The 12,050-nt window shown below is 57.3% G+C and carries 15 protein-coding genes and 2 pseudogenes; 12 read left to right on the forward strand and 5 right to left on the reverse strand.

The window, feature by feature from the left end; genetic code table 11:
- Positions 1–37 precede the first annotated feature (37 nt).
- The 4 genes and pseudogenes from FHT77_RS31760 to FHT77_RS28540 all read right to left on the reverse strand — a co-directional run bounded on the left by FHT77_RS31760 (position 38) and on the right by FHT77_RS28540 (position 3,292).
- A complete protein-coding gene (locus tag FHT77_RS31760; protein WP_246712819.1) occupies positions 38–1,138 on the reverse strand; it encodes a hypothetical protein in 1,101 nt (366 codons plus the stop codon).
- 383 nt (positions 1,139–1,521) lie between these two features.
- A pseudogene (locus tag FHT77_RS32350) lies at positions 1,522–1,884 on the reverse strand (AAA family ATPase); the annotation flags it as partial.
- Positions 1,872–2,357: an ABC-three component system middle component 2 gene (locus FHT77_RS28535; RefSeq protein WP_183758674.1), complete on the reverse strand. Its 486-nt coding sequence runs from the start codon at positions 2,355–2,357 to the stop codon at positions 1,872–1,874. The pseudogene FHT77_RS32350 and the gene FHT77_RS28535, both read right to left, overlap by 13 nt.
- Complete coding sequence (locus FHT77_RS28540) at positions 2,345–3,292, reverse strand: ABC-three component system protein (protein WP_246712820.1); 948 nt, start codon at positions 3,290–3,292, stop codon at positions 2,345–2,347. The genes FHT77_RS28535 and FHT77_RS28540 overlap by 13 nt, the downstream gene beginning before the upstream one ends.
- Before the next feature lie 280 nt (positions 3,293–3,572).
- On the opposite strand from FHT77_RS28540, the gene FHT77_RS28545 reads away from it, so the two are divergent.
- The 7 genes from FHT77_RS28545 (at position 3,573) to FHT77_RS28575 (ending at position 7,932) form a co-directional block, all read left to right on the forward strand.
- Positions 3,573–4,163 (forward strand): TetR/AcrR family transcriptional regulator, encoded by a 591-nt coding sequence (locus FHT77_RS28545; RefSeq protein WP_183758676.1) that lies wholly within the window; start codon positions 3,573–3,575, stop codon positions 4,161–4,163.
- Between the two features lie 67 nt (positions 4,164–4,230).
- Positions 4,231–4,857 (forward strand): hypothetical protein, encoded by a 627-nt coding sequence (locus tag FHT77_RS28550; protein ID WP_183758678.1) that lies wholly within the window; start codon positions 4,231–4,233, stop codon positions 4,855–4,857.
- Positions 4,858–4,966: 109 nt separating this feature from the next.
- Positions 4,967–5,818 carry a cytochrome b/b6 domain-containing protein gene (locus FHT77_RS28555; protein ID WP_183758680.1) on the forward strand — a complete coding sequence of 284 codons (852 nt, stop codon included), beginning with the start codon at positions 4,967–4,969 and terminating at the stop codon, positions 5,816–5,818.
- Complete coding sequence (locus tag FHT77_RS28560; RefSeq protein WP_183758705.1) at positions 5,818–6,594, forward strand: molybdopterin-binding protein; 777 nt, start codon at positions 5,818–5,820, stop codon at positions 6,592–6,594. Before FHT77_RS28555 ends, FHT77_RS28560 begins: the two co-directional genes overlap by 1 nt.
- Before the next feature lie 34 nt (positions 6,595–6,628).
- Positions 6,629–6,958, forward strand: a complete 330-nt coding sequence (locus FHT77_RS28565) for a hypothetical protein (RefSeq protein WP_183758681.1) — start codon at positions 6,629–6,631, stop codon at positions 6,956–6,958.
- Positions 6,959–7,009: 51 nt separating this feature from the next.
- Complete coding sequence (locus tag FHT77_RS28570) at positions 7,010–7,594, forward strand: DUF308 domain-containing protein (RefSeq protein WP_183758683.1); 585 nt, start codon at positions 7,010–7,012, stop codon at positions 7,592–7,594.
- Positions 7,595–7,635: 41 nt separating this feature from the next.
- Positions 7,636–7,932 (forward strand): chorismate mutase, encoded by a 297-nt coding sequence (locus FHT77_RS28575; RefSeq protein ID WP_183758685.1) that lies wholly within the window; start codon positions 7,636–7,638, stop codon positions 7,930–7,932.
- Between the two features lie 67 nt (positions 7,933–7,999).
- On the opposite strand, the gene FHT77_RS28580 is transcribed toward FHT77_RS28575, so the two are convergent.
- The gene (locus tag FHT77_RS28580; protein ID WP_183758687.1) at positions 8,000–8,863 is read right to left on the reverse strand and encodes a LysR family transcriptional regulator; all 864 of its coding nucleotides are present in this window, start codon (positions 8,861–8,863) and stop codon (positions 8,000–8,002) included.
- 108 nt (positions 8,864–8,971) lie between these two features.
- On the opposite strand from FHT77_RS28580, the gene FHT77_RS28585 reads away from it, so the two are divergent.
- The 5 genes and pseudogenes from FHT77_RS28585 (at position 8,972) to FHT77_RS32355 (ending at position 11,941) form a co-directional block, all read left to right on the forward strand.
- Positions 8,972–9,796 carry an oxidoreductase gene (locus tag FHT77_RS28585; RefSeq protein ID WP_183758689.1) on the forward strand — a complete coding sequence of 275 codons (825 nt, stop codon included), beginning with the start codon at positions 8,972–8,974 and terminating at the stop codon, positions 9,794–9,796.
- 46 nt (positions 9,797–9,842) lie between these two features.
- Positions 9,843–10,691, forward strand: coding sequence for an alpha/beta fold hydrolase (locus FHT77_RS28590; protein WP_183758691.1), 849 nt, complete (start codon positions 9,843–9,845; stop codon positions 10,689–10,691).
- Between the two features lie 65 nt (positions 10,692–10,756).
- Complete coding sequence (locus tag FHT77_RS28595; RefSeq protein ID WP_183758693.1) at positions 10,757–11,281, forward strand: VOC family protein; 525 nt, start codon at positions 10,757–10,759, stop codon at positions 11,279–11,281.
- Between the two features lie 2 nt (positions 11,282–11,283).
- A pseudogene (locus tag FHT77_RS31765) lies at positions 11,284–11,657 on the forward strand (L,D-transpeptidase); the annotation flags it as partial.
- A 35-nt stretch (positions 11,658–11,692) separates the two neighbouring features.
- Positions 11,693–11,941 (forward strand): Rid family hydrolase, encoded by a 249-nt coding sequence (locus FHT77_RS32355; protein ID WP_348649651.1) that lies wholly within the window; start codon positions 11,693–11,695, stop codon positions 11,939–11,941.
- The last annotated feature ends 109 nt before the right edge of the window (positions 11,942–12,050 follow it).

Consider the following 12,050-nt stretch of genomic DNA (forward strand, 5'->3'; position numbering starts at 1 on the left):
TGACCATATGGCGAGCCGGGCGCCTGCGGCGGCCCGGCTAGAGAGGAAAAAGGCCTAAGCGGCCTTCATCAGCCATTCCGGAGAAATGAATGACCCGATTGCCGAGTTCGACATCGGACGGTGGATCCATGTTCTCAACGATGATGGCTTGTCGGTCGCTCTCTAGGCCGAGAAGGTATCTGTAAAAGTTCCCATTTAGGTTGGTTTCGCTGAGATCGTCCTCTGCACTGTCGGGCTCGCGGTAAGACAGCAGAGGAGAGTCAAGCACAACGATCCCGGGGTGAGGGAGATCGTTGTCGGCGCAATATTGAATAAGAGAAATCGTAAACGCCGACTGCGTAATGGCCCTGAGCCCTTTTCCGTAGGACGTTCTCGCTTTCCCGGACACCACAAAATCTTTGGCGGTTGTGTCGAAGTGCACATGCTCGACCGTCGGGAAACCCCATTGCCGGAGCACGCTTTCAACACGTTCCGCGAACGGGGCGACCACGGTACTTGTTAGGCGATTGTTGGATGTGGCATCGCCCGCTCCCCCTTCGTTCTGCCGTTCCAGGTTGGCCTTGCGACTGGTGAGATCATTCAGATTTCTGAAGAGACCGAGCGCTTCGCGTACATTCGCGCCCTTGTCCGCGAGCTCTTTGTATGTCGCGCGTTGTCTTCTAAGGTCCGGTGATACAACGGTCTCGATCTCAATCGAGAGTTCGCTCAGTGAATTCCTCATATTGGGAAGGGATTTCCGAATTGATTGCGCCTCCGCGTTCAACGCGGCGATTGTCGTCGTCAGCTCGGATTGCCGAGACTCGATTTTTTGCATCTCCGCCTCGGCCGCTGCGACGGTCACCGCTACATCGCCGTGGCAGACCGCACTGGGATTGTGATGGTCGGGCGAAGCACCGCATGTCGCGCAGACCTCCTGTCGGAGAACCGAAAAAAAGCTACCCGCCTCGCGGATACCTAAGAGGCGCTCATAGTCCGAATCGTAGTGGTCCCGTAGAAGATTGAAGCGGTCAAGCAGAGTGGCAATTTCCGTGTATCGATCGTTGGTAATCTCGAGCTTTTGGATGATGGCCCGCCTTCTGGACGAGATCGCCTTGAATTTTTCCTCGGTGAAAGCGAGCTGCTCGGCGCGATTGTCCATCGCTCTCGTAAGCCGCTCCTCCTGATCAGACAGTCGCGTGAGCCGGATATTGTCGTGATACGTTTTTGAGCGTCCGCGATCAGCTGATCGAGAAGATCGATTTGGGCCAGTCGCTTCTGATCTTCGGTGGACGTGCTTTTGCGTGACAGGAGCGCTGTGTCATCGACGCCGGTCAACAACATCGTGAAGACGGACGTATTTGCCGTATTCGCCGTATAGTTGCCATTGGACAAGGGCGAACGCTTCTGGATGATCTCCTCCTCGTTGACGATCGCCAGCCGCGCAATGTTTCGGAAGCTCAGCGCCTGCGTTTCATCCTTTGCGTTCTTTTTGATCCGCTTACCTGAAAGGCCGATCTTGGAGAGAAGAAACGACGAGAGGTTCGCCTCATCGCGGTCGTTGTGAATTTCACCACTCCCCTCAGCATCCGGGATCGACGTGTGCAGGCCCTCGAATGACTGGAACTGTCCACCGGCCATGCTTCGAAGCAATGTCGTTTCCGATCCGTCGTCGAAAGCAATCGCAAGCAGTACGCGACCATAGCCGTTCGCCTGCGGGATATCGGGGAGAGGGCCTTTGCCACCGAGCATAAAATCGATAGCTTCGACAACATAGGACTTCCCGGTGTCGGAAGCCCCATAGACGACGTTAAGGCCGGACTGAAACGAAACGACCGCCGGTTCTTTTCCTGAGCCGTAAAAGGAAAGGTGACGGATCTGGAAGCCTGAATACGTCAGGGTCCGGATGCTTCATCTTGAAATTCAGAGACCCAGTTGGTGAGAAGATCGCGCATCAGATCGTCAAAAGCCTCATCGTTGTAGTCCTGGAAGTAACCTGCGAGCCATTCGGCGCGCTCGTACAATTGGCGGAGATATGGCGTCTGAAGCGCGGTGACAAAAAACTCCGCATTGTCTCCGGCCTGAAACAGGATCCCACTTGCATCGATAACCTGCTCGACTAGCCTTCGGGACATCATCAGGGCTACCTCATATTGAACGGACTTTCTACGGACCTGCGTGACAGGTGACATAATCGGTGTCGGGGGATGCAGGTCCGCTGGTCCGTCGAGGACACTGGTTCGCACGACAAGATAATCCATCGCGGTCAGCCGGTTCAGATCTACCGCCTGGGGGAAATGCGCGTGCAGAACGAAGACGGCCCTCACCCCCGTTTCGAGCGAACCGTTGAAAGCCGAGGCCGTAGACATTAGCGACGCCATGTCAGCTTCCCATCGTTCGCAAGCTGATGACAGATCCCCCGACGGTCGGTGGGAAAAGCGCTTCTGTTCAGAGGATGAGCGTCAAGAACCAAGGACTGCGCTTTCTCGGTTACGGCGACGACGCGCGCATATCCGTCCGAGTGTTCGCCGTCGTGAGTGTCCAGGACTCCGCCGAGTATCTCGGTCTGCAAGCCCTCGAAAGTACCAGGCTCCACTTTCTCACGCACGAAGACCCGCAGGGACTCCGCATGATAAAAGGCCTCGCGAGAGCGATGAAAATGGAATTTCAAATTCCCCCACTTATCGAGATGCGAGACCGAGGCGATCGTCTCGCCTTTGTGCTCTGCATAGGCATCGAGCAGCTTGCTTGTATAGGTTGCCTCCGTCTCTCCGATCTCGACAGGGACAGTGTCGGGCCGCGGACGGGAGGGCAATCCGCCACCGAAGCGGCCGATGTGATAGGGCGTTCTGGAATGGGCTTCGATGATCGTTCGAGGTTGCTCGGCCGAAAAGATCCAAAAATCGAAATCCCTGACGGAGTCGAGAAATTTTCCCTCCAGGGCGACCGACCCAGTCGAGGTGATTTTTCCGGAGATGGCTTTGTCCCATTCCGCAAGAACCTTCGCTTTCAGCTTGTCCGCATTGGAGAGCAACAGCGACAACGATGTCGAAGCGCCTTTAGGCGCGATGAACCGGCATGCTCTCGGAGCTTTGTATTCTCCTGAGAAAGAGTACCAGAGCATCTTCCCGATCTCAGGCGCGACCACGCCGAAACTCAAGGGTGAGGTGTAGTGCTTGCACTGGTGATTGTCCCAGATGCCGAGCAGCTGGTCCGCGTCACAGAAGCCAGCAATATCGATGCCTTTGTCTCCTGCACCGGTCGGCCGCATAACGTTGACATATGTGGTTTTGAGCGAATGGACCCATTTCGTCAATGAACGTTTCCCATTCGCTGGCTTCATAAATCTGGATGATCTTGACAGGGTCAATCTTTGGCCCGTTCTCGAAATCGCGTGCCAGAAGGATTCTAGCTGACGGCAGGTCTTTCATCGCATTCTCTCTGCACTTTAATGCCCGGACCGGGCGACCATTTGGATCTCGTTCGCATGCCCGCCCATAGCGCCGTGGCCACTAACGATTTGTTAACCACACAAATTGAGGAACCCGCAAATACTCGCTATTGACGGCCTGCCTACTAGAAGGTAGATCAGCTGTATGAGCAATCTTTCGACCACCTCGGACGACATTCTGGCGTCCACTAGAAACCTTCTGATAAGCGGCGGCTACAATGGCTTCAGCTACGCCGATATCTCGGAGATTGTCGGTATCCGCAAGGCAAGCATTCATCATCATTTTCCTAGCAAGGTCGATTTGGTGCGTGAGCTGGTCAAGCGTTATCGGGAGGATGGCCAGGCAAGCGTGGCAGTCCTTGAGCAGAAGGTTCCGAATGCTCTGGACATCCTCAAGGCTTATGCAAACCACTGGGCTGCATGCATTGAGGATTCCAGCAGACCCTACTGTGTCTGTGCTATGCTTGCCAGTGAACTGCCTTCCCTCCCCACGGAAGTCGCAACCGAGGTGACGAACTTTTTCCGCTTCATCTCCTCGTGGCTGGCTTTGGTCATGGAGCGCGGTTCCAAGCAGGGCGAACTGAGTCTAACCAGTGCGCCGCATGTTGAAGCCGAAACATTTCTAGCAACCGTATACGGGGCAATGCTTTCGGCGAGAGCCTATGGGAAGCCGGAAGTGTTCTCAATGATACTCGAACCTGCCCTCAATCGTCTCACGCCAACAGTCTCTCACTAATCCTGCGTGGCAAGGCTACTCGGGTCAAATGCGTCCATTTAAACTACCAACTAGTAGGAAGATAAAAATGAGAAGTGTTTTCCCTCCTTTGGCCCTCGGGTTGACCAGCATCCTTTCTGTAACTGTCCTTGCGGCACCCGCATCTGCCGAAGATAAGAAAGCCGCGCCGATCCATGTCCGCGGCAGCATCGTCGACTACCAGGGGTCAACGCTCAAAGTGAAGACCCGCGAAGGCGAGCCAATCGATGTCGCGCTTGCCGACGCCTGGAAAGTCGCCGGCGTTGCCAACGCCAAGGTCACCGACATCAAGCCGGGCGATTTTGTGGGTATCGCATCATTGCTAAAGGCCGACGGCGGCGATGGCGCGCTTGAGGTCCTCATTTTCCCGCCGGCAATGAAAGGCACAGGCGAGGGGAGCTACGGTTGGGATCTGAAGCCCGACAGCAGCATGACCAATGCGACGGTCGCGGATGCCGTTAAAGGCGTCGATGGCCGGACTGTCACCGTGACCTATCATGGCAAGGAAAAGAAGATCGCCATTCCGGATGGGACACCGGTCGTGACCATCGCCGCGGCCACCAAGGATGATCTCGTTCCTGGCGCCGTTGTCTTCATCACAGCTGAAAGAGCCGCAACAGGCCCTATCGCCCATCAGGTGGTCGTCGGCAAGAATGGCGTGGTTCCACCCATGTGAAGACCACGCCGTCACTGGCCGGAGCAGCCGCCTTACTGCTCCGGCCAGTGACTACAGATCGACGCTGCTTGGTCTGCAGCCGCGAAATGCACAGATGAAAGACGCTGAGATGAGCGCAGACGCTTCCAATGACAATGTTCAATATCCTCGGACGATCTTTATCCGCCGCCACTCCGTCGTGACCCGGCTCACGCACTGGCTGAACGTGCTTTGCCTTAGCTTCCTTCTTTTGAGCGGGCTTCAGATCTTCAATGCCCACCCGGAGCTTTATTGGGGTCATTATGGCGCGAACGGCGACCCCGCCGTCCTGACAATCGGCTCCGACGACGATGCAGGCACGCCAAGCGGCTTCGTGCGTGTCGCAGGGCTACAGTTTCCTACAACTGGCGTCTTGGGTGTTTCCAATGTTGATGGGGAGCCGACCGCGCGAGCTTTCCCGTCCTGGGCAACAATCCCGTCGTTTCAGGATCTTGCGGCCGGCCGTCGCTGGCATTTCTTCTTTGCCTGGCTGTTTGTGATCAATGGTATTCTCTACGTGGGATTCAGCCTGCTGAGCGGACATTTCAGGCGAGACCTGACGCCAAAGGTGCACGAACTCTCGCCTCGCCATCTCGGCCGCGAGGTTCTCGACCACGCTCGTCTCCGCTTCCCGGAAGGGGAGAAGGCCAGGCATTATAATGCACTTCAAAAGCTCACCTATCTGGCCGTCATTGTCATTTTGCTGCCGCTGATGGTGCTCACAGGTTTGACAATGTCACCGGGCGTCGGTGCCGCTCTGCCGTCCCTTGTCGATATTTTCGGCGGACGCCAGTCCGCGCGCACGATCCATTTCATCACAGCGTCGGCGCTTGTCATCTTCGTGATCGTGCACGTGGCAATGGTGGTCCTGTCCGGGACCTGGAACAACATCTGCTCGATGATCACCGGACGCTATGCGATCCAGGAGAAAGGCCCACAATGATGAGCAAGCTTTTCACCCGACGCCGCTTTCTCATCGGCGGCACGCTCGGGGCCAGCGCCCTTACTCTCTCTGGCTGCGACCTCTTGGACCAGAACGCAGACGTCGCCAATGTCCTTCGCTCAGCCGAGCACCTGACCATGAAAGCCCAGAGGCTGCTTCAGGGGCGCGATGCACTGGCGCGCGAGTTTGACGAAAAGGACGTTTCCCCCTCCTTCCGTGTCAATGGAACGAGTGCTCCCGACAGCGATGAATATGCGGAACTGTTGGAAGGTGACTTCGCAAACTGGCGACTGAAGATCGACGGTCTTGTTGATCGGCCTCGAGAGATTTCGCTCATAGATCTGAAGGCGCTTCCTTCCCGCATCCAGATTACCCGCCATGACTGCGTCGAAGGCTGGAGCGCCATCGGCAAGTGGAGAGGCGGTCCACTCGCCCATCTGTTGCGCCTTACCGGGGTCAAGCCGACGGCGCGCTACGTCGTATTGCATTGCGCCGACGAGCTCGAAAAGACGCTCGATGGAAGCGGCCGCTACTATGAGAGCATTGATCTCATTGACGCGGTTCATCCGCAAACCATCCTCGCCTACGAGATGAACGGCCAGGACCTCAGCGTCGGCCACGGGGCGCCCTTGCGTCTCAGGGTCGAGCGGCAGCTGGGGTACAAACAGGCCAAGTACATCATGCGCATCGAACTGGTCGAGAGCTTCGCCGGCCTGTGGGGCGGGAACGGCGGCTATTGGGAAGATCGCGGCTACGAATGGTACGCCGGCATCTAAGGCCATCAAATGGCGAACCACAGGAAAACAATCCATGAGCCGACGCAAAGTCCAGAAAGTGATGCCGATTTCAGCAATTGCGCCTTCAAGACAGGTCGAAATCAACCAAACCAGTTCGATCCTCTCCGATCCTGAAGGCCGATGGGCGGCGAGGCGGCAGGAGGCGATCAGCGATGCCTTCGAGAAAAACATGCGCATCAAGGGTGCCCACGGCCGCGGGGCAAAGGTTTCCTCTCACTACGGCCCGCGTGACCTCGATAGGTCCAAGAAGTCAACCCGGAAACTCTCCAGCGAAAGCGATCGGATCGGCCGTACTGAATGGGACGAGAACACCCCCTTCGGCAAGCATGTCGGCTTCATCTGACGACGCTAGCGCGAACCATCAATCAACCAGTTCAGAAAGTGGAAGAAAGCAATGTCGAACAACCAGACCTCCCGTGCCCCGCGCGGCAACGACCAGTGGCTTAAGAAGTACTACTTTACCAGAGCGGCCTTCTCAGTGCTGTGGGTCGCGGCTGCATTGACTGCCGGAGGGCATTCCTTTGCGGTGGCTGCCGCACTGCTGATCATCTATCCCGCTTGGGATGCAATTGCGAACGTTATCGATGCCACGAGGAGCGGTGGTCTTGCCGCCAACCGGAGCCAAGCGATCAACGTCGCGGCGAGCTCGGCTATGACGATAGCCGTGATGCTGGCGCTGACGATGAACATGAACTGGGTTCTCGGCGCTTTCGGTCTATGGGCGATCTTTTCAGGACTTTTGCAGCTTGGAACTGCGGTGCGGCGCTGGAGAACGAGTCGAGGTCAGTGGGCGATGATTTTGAGCGGTGGCCAATCCTCTGTGGCCGGTGCTCTCTTCATCTTCCAAGCGCAAATGCCGAAGGAGCCTTCTATCGCCACGGTCGCAGGCTACGCTGGTGTCGGTGCATTCTATTTTCTGGTGTCGGCAATTTGGCTGACGATCGCCCTGTCGCGTCGCAACATGCATGCCATCTCATAAGCGCTACCTCCCGCCAATGAAACCACGTGGATTATATTTCAATGATGACAGATGATGCGGCAGAGCAACTTGCTTCCTATCGGAGGACCATCGACAATCTAGATTCAGCACTCCTCTATATCCTAGCCGAACGCTTTCGCTGTACGGAGCAAGTCGGCCAATTAAAAGCCAAGCAAGCGTTACCGGCGATCGATAATGAGCGAGAGCGACGCCAATTGGATCGACTGATGAGCATCGCCCATGATGTTGGCCTCAGTCGGCACTTTGTCGAAGGGCTGATGACAATGATCGTGGGCGCTGTGGTGGAGCGGCACAGGGAGATTGCGGCCAAGAAGTAAGTTGTCTGTCGCGGCTGTACTACCGCAGCCGTGATTGGCGGGGAAAAATCGATCGTCTTCGGGCCGCTTACCATGCAGGGGCATTTGTGAGGTGGTCCGAGACGGTCGAGATAAACGCCCGAAGACGCTGAAGACGTCGCAGGTCCCGGTGATATCCCATCCAGATGTCTCGCGCCGGCGGGGGCTTAGGGAGCTCCAGTCTGCGAATACCCGGTATCTGATTGCCCACTGCGCGGGGCAGGACGGCGATCCCAACGCCCTGCTTGCACATTCGCCCTTGGACGTTTCGGTTATTTGATCGCAGTACGGGTCTCGCGTTCGGGAAACTCTCGACGAGCCAGGTTATATCGGGGAATTGCCCAGTCGAAGTATCGTGGGTGATCAGCCGGAAACCAGACCCGTCGCCATATTTAGGGTCAGGCGACTCCTCGGCGATGTAGACGCCGTATTCGAGCCTGAAGAGCCGCCGTTGAATGACATCGGCAGTGTCGAACGGAACGATGCGAAAGGCAACGTCGGCCTCCCTTTGGGCGAGGTTGAACAGGCGAGTGCCGGTCAGGATCTCGACGTCTACATTGGGGTAGGCTTTCGAGAAATCTGCCAGGATGGGAGGCAGGACATAGGCCCCGAACCAGTCTGCTGACGAGATGCGCAGATTGCCTTTGAGGGTTTGCTCCTGCCCGGCAAGCCGGCGCTCCATAGCCAGCGCGCCTTCTTCCATCTGCTCTGCCAGAGTGATGATCCCATGACCCTCCTCGGTAAGCACGAGACCGTCCGCGGTCCGCTGGAAGAGCGTGTGGCCGATCGCCTCCTCAAGGGCACGCAGCCGTCTGCCGACGGTGGGATGGCTGGTCTGAAGAGCACGCGCAGCGCCGCCGAGCGTGCCGGATCGCGCAATCGCAAGGAAGATTTTTACGTCACTCCATTCCACGGCCAAACCCTTACAAAAATGAACATTGAAAATACAAAACTGTCACTTCAAGTGCAAATATAAACATCTAGATTCAACTCATATTCCGAAAACAAGCGGAGAAACGTCATGAAAACATGGTTCATTACAGGCTGCTCGAGCGGCTTCGGACAACGGCTCGCGCTCGCTGCGGCACAGCGGGGCGATCAGGTTGTCGCTACTGCCCGCAACGTCAACTCGATCGAAGAAATGGCTCGGCCATTCGACGGCCGTATGATCACCTTGCCGCTCGACGTGACGGATGTAGCGGCAGCCAAAGCCGCAGTCTCAAAGGCGGTCGAGACATTCGGCGGCTTTGAGGTGCTTGTGAACAATGCCGGCTACGGACTGTTTGGCGCGCTCGAGGAAGGCAAACCCGAAGAATATCGACCGATGTTCGAGGTGAACGTTTTCGGTCTTATCGAAATCACCAGAGCAGCGCTGCCGACCTTGCGACGTTCGGGCGGAATGATCGTCAATATGTCGTCCGGCGCAGGGATCGCGGGCAGCGGCGGCGCAGCATACTACAACGCCGCCAAGTTTGCGGTTGAAGGGGTTTCCGAGGCGCTCGCCGGTGAGCTGAAGCCGTTCGGCGTCCGCGTGCTGATTGTCGAGCCTGGGCCGTTTCGCACTGATTTCCTTGGACGCTCGATCACGATGGCGGCCAAGGAAATGCCGGAGTACGCCGCGAGTTCGCGCAGGCACTATCGTGAAACGAACAACGGCAATCAAGCAGGCGATCCCGACAAGGCGGTTGCAGTTATCTTGCAGGCGGTCGACGCCGATAACGCCCCGCTTCATCTGCCGCTTGGGCCCGTCGCGCATTCGATCGCTGAGCGAAAGCTGGCTTCCTTCCGCAGCGAAATCGACGCTTGGCGCGATATCTCGATCGCCACCGATTTCGATCAGCACTGAGCGGGTCGTTAGCTCTGTTTAACATCAACATCGACGGGAAAAAGTTATGATCCCAACACTGGAAGGTTTTACCCAGCAACTGGTGCCGGTGAATGGCATCAAGATCAATGCCGTCACGGGCGGCTCTGGTCCCCCGATCCTTCTGCTTCACGGTTGGCCGGAAACCTGGTGGGAATGGCACCACGTCATGCCGCTGCTGGCCGAACAGTTCAGGGTGGTGGCGATTGATCTACGCGGCGCAGGCTTTTCCGACTGCCCGCTTGACGGCTACGATAAGGCGACGATGGCGCGCGACGCGCATAAGGTCATGGTCGCCCTTGAGCATCAACGCTATGCTCTATGCGGCCATGACATTGGTGGAATGGTGGCGTTGCCGCAGGCCGCTATCTATCGGGAGGCTGTTACCCATTTGGCCGTCCTCGATGTTCCGCTTCCTGGCTGGAGCCAGTGGGAAGCGACGACGGCAAAGATTTGGCACTTCGCCTTCCACATGAACCGTGACCTACCGGAACGCCTAATTTATGGCCGCGAATATGACTATGTTTCGGCGTTCATGGCCGAGCGGTTCTATGATCACAGTACCTTTAATCCTGAAGACCTCGAGATCTACGCGAAAGCAATGGCACTTCCTGGTCGCACGCGCGGTGGCATGGAATGGTACCGCACACTGACCGCCGACCATGCGGCCGCGCTCGAGTACAAAAAGCGACCGCTTGAGATACCCGTTTTAGGTCTCGGCGGGGAGCAGCGTTTCGGTGCGCATATGGTCCCGATGCTCAAGGAGTTCGCCAGCAATGTGACAGGCGGCGCGGTTGCGCGGTGCAGCCACTATGTGGCGGACGAGCGCCCGCATGAAGTGGCCGCTGCTCTCATCGATTTCCTCAAGGCCAAGTGAACTCTGCAATCCGGGCAAATTGAGCCCGATCGCGTTCATCGATTGAACAAGAAAGGAAAACTGTCATGACTGCAATTCGCGGCGTCAATCACATCGGCATTACAGTGCCCGATATCGAGGCAGCAAAATCGTTCCTGGTGGAAGCCTTTGGCGGCCAGGTGATCTACCAATCGTTCGGGCCGCAGGATCCGGCCAGGCAGGGACCCGAGTTCGAGCGGGCCACTGGTGCTTACCCGGGAACGGTTGTGCGTGCGCAGGCGATGGTCAAGATCGGAACCGGGCCTGACATCGAGCTCTTCGAAATGCACGGCCCCAGACAAGCGCAACCGGTTACACCGAGCGACTTCGGCATTACGCATTTTGGTATCTATACCGACGACATCGACGCATCGGTAGAGCGCTTTGAGAAGGCCGGCGGAACAGCCCTCACGGCACCACGCGCTATTCCCTACGCAACCGAAAAAGGTCCTGGAAACAAGGTCTGCTATTGCCGCACGCCGTGGGGCGCGATGATTGAGTTTATCACAACGCCCGATCGCATGGCCTATCATGACCAGACGGATCTGCGCAGATGGCAGGACGAGGAATGAGCGTGAGCTTTGATACCTCGTTATCCCGCCGCAGCCTCCTGTCGCTTTCGGCAATGGCTGGAGCCTCTACCCTGGCGGGGTGCGTCTCCACCGCCAGCACGGGCCGGATGGTGGGGCGACAGTCGGCGCCTCTCCAGGATCCGATCGGCCCCTGGCTGTCATGTATGGTCCTATCGAGGATGGCGGCTTTCTGATCCCGGCGGTTCCCTACAAGCAGATCGATCCGCGCCACTAGCGTCAGCAGGTCCTCGACCCGAGTGGGGGCGAGGCGCCCGGCACGATCGTCGTCGACACCCCCTCCCGCTTCCTTTATCTCGTCCAGCCGGGCGGGACCGCGATGCGCTATGGTGTCGGCATCGGCCGCGAGGGCTTTGCCTGACAGGGCAACGGCGTCACTCAGTGGCGTCAGAAATGGCCCCGCTGGAAGCCGTCGTCGGCCAAGTCGGGCGCACCAAGGATCTCAAGATTATTCACGATCCTTCAGAGCAATTCAGAGCTATGTGGGACAATTTACGGATTGTCCTCGAAGCCGCTCATTGCACGTTCGATGACGTCGTGGAAACGACAAGCTATCAGTCGAAATGTCCGAGCAGATGGACGTGTTCCGGACTGTCAAAAACGAGGTGTTTCCGAAGGGAACCTATGCGTGGACCCGGATAGGTGTCTCTGAGCTGGTGACCTTGCCCCGTTGAAATAATCCATTTTGAAGTAAGCTCTGGCCCATTGAGAGGACCAGGGAATGAAGCGCAGCCGTTTCACAGACGAACAG

It is taken from the genome of Rhizobium sp. BK181, assembly GCF_014193305.1.
Classification (GTDB): Bacteria; Pseudomonadota; Alphaproteobacteria; order Rhizobiales; family Rhizobiaceae; genus Rhizobium.

Excerpts from the sequence above, each read along its gene's own strand:
- FHT77_RS28575 (WP_183758685.1), top strand. The coding sequence starts at position 7,636 with ATGATGACAGATGATGCGGCAGAGCAACTTGCTTCCTATCGGAGGACC.
- FHT77_RS28535 (WP_183758674.1), bottom strand. The coding sequence starts at position 2,357 with ATGGCGTCGCTAATGTCTACGGCCTCGGCTTTCAACGGTTCGCTCGAA.
- FHT77_RS28555 (WP_183758680.1), top strand. The coding sequence starts at position 4,967 with ATGAGCGCAGACGCTTCCAATGACAATGTTCAATATCCTCGGACGATC.
- FHT77_RS28570 (WP_183758683.1), top strand. The coding sequence starts at position 7,010 with ATGTCGAACAACCAGACCTCCCGTGCCCCGCGCGGCAACGACCAGTGG.
- FHT77_RS28565 (WP_183758681.1), top strand. The coding sequence starts at position 6,629 with ATGAGCCGACGCAAAGTCCAGAAAGTGATGCCGATTTCAGCAATTGCG.
- FHT77_RS28590 (WP_183758691.1), top strand. The coding sequence starts at position 9,843 with ATGATCCCAACACTGGAAGGTTTTACCCAGCAACTGGTGCCGGTGAAT.
- FHT77_RS28560 (WP_183758705.1), top strand. The coding sequence starts at position 5,818 with ATGAGCAAGCTTTTCACCCGACGCCGCTTTCTCATCGGCGGCACGCTC.
- FHT77_RS28550 (WP_183758678.1), top strand. The coding sequence starts at position 4,231 with ATGAGAAGTGTTTTCCCTCCTTTGGCCCTCGGGTTGACCAGCATCCTT.
- FHT77_RS28585 (WP_183758689.1), top strand. The coding sequence starts at position 8,972 with ATGAAAACATGGTTCATTACAGGCTGCTCGAGCGGCTTCGGACAACGG.
- FHT77_RS28595 (WP_183758693.1), top strand. The coding sequence starts at position 10,757 with ATGACTGCAATTCGCGGCGTCAATCACATCGGCATTACAGTGCCCGAT.
- FHT77_RS31760 (WP_246712819.1), bottom strand. The coding sequence starts at position 1,138 with ATGGACAATCGCGCCGAGCAGCTCGCTTTCACCGAGGAAAAATTCAAG.
- FHT77_RS32355 (WP_348649651.1), top strand. The coding sequence starts at position 11,693 with ATGGCCCCGCTGGAAGCCGTCGTCGGCCAAGTCGGGCGCACCAAGGAT.
- FHT77_RS28545 (WP_183758676.1), top strand. The coding sequence starts at position 3,573 with ATGAGCAATCTTTCGACCACCTCGGACGACATTCTGGCGTCCACTAGA.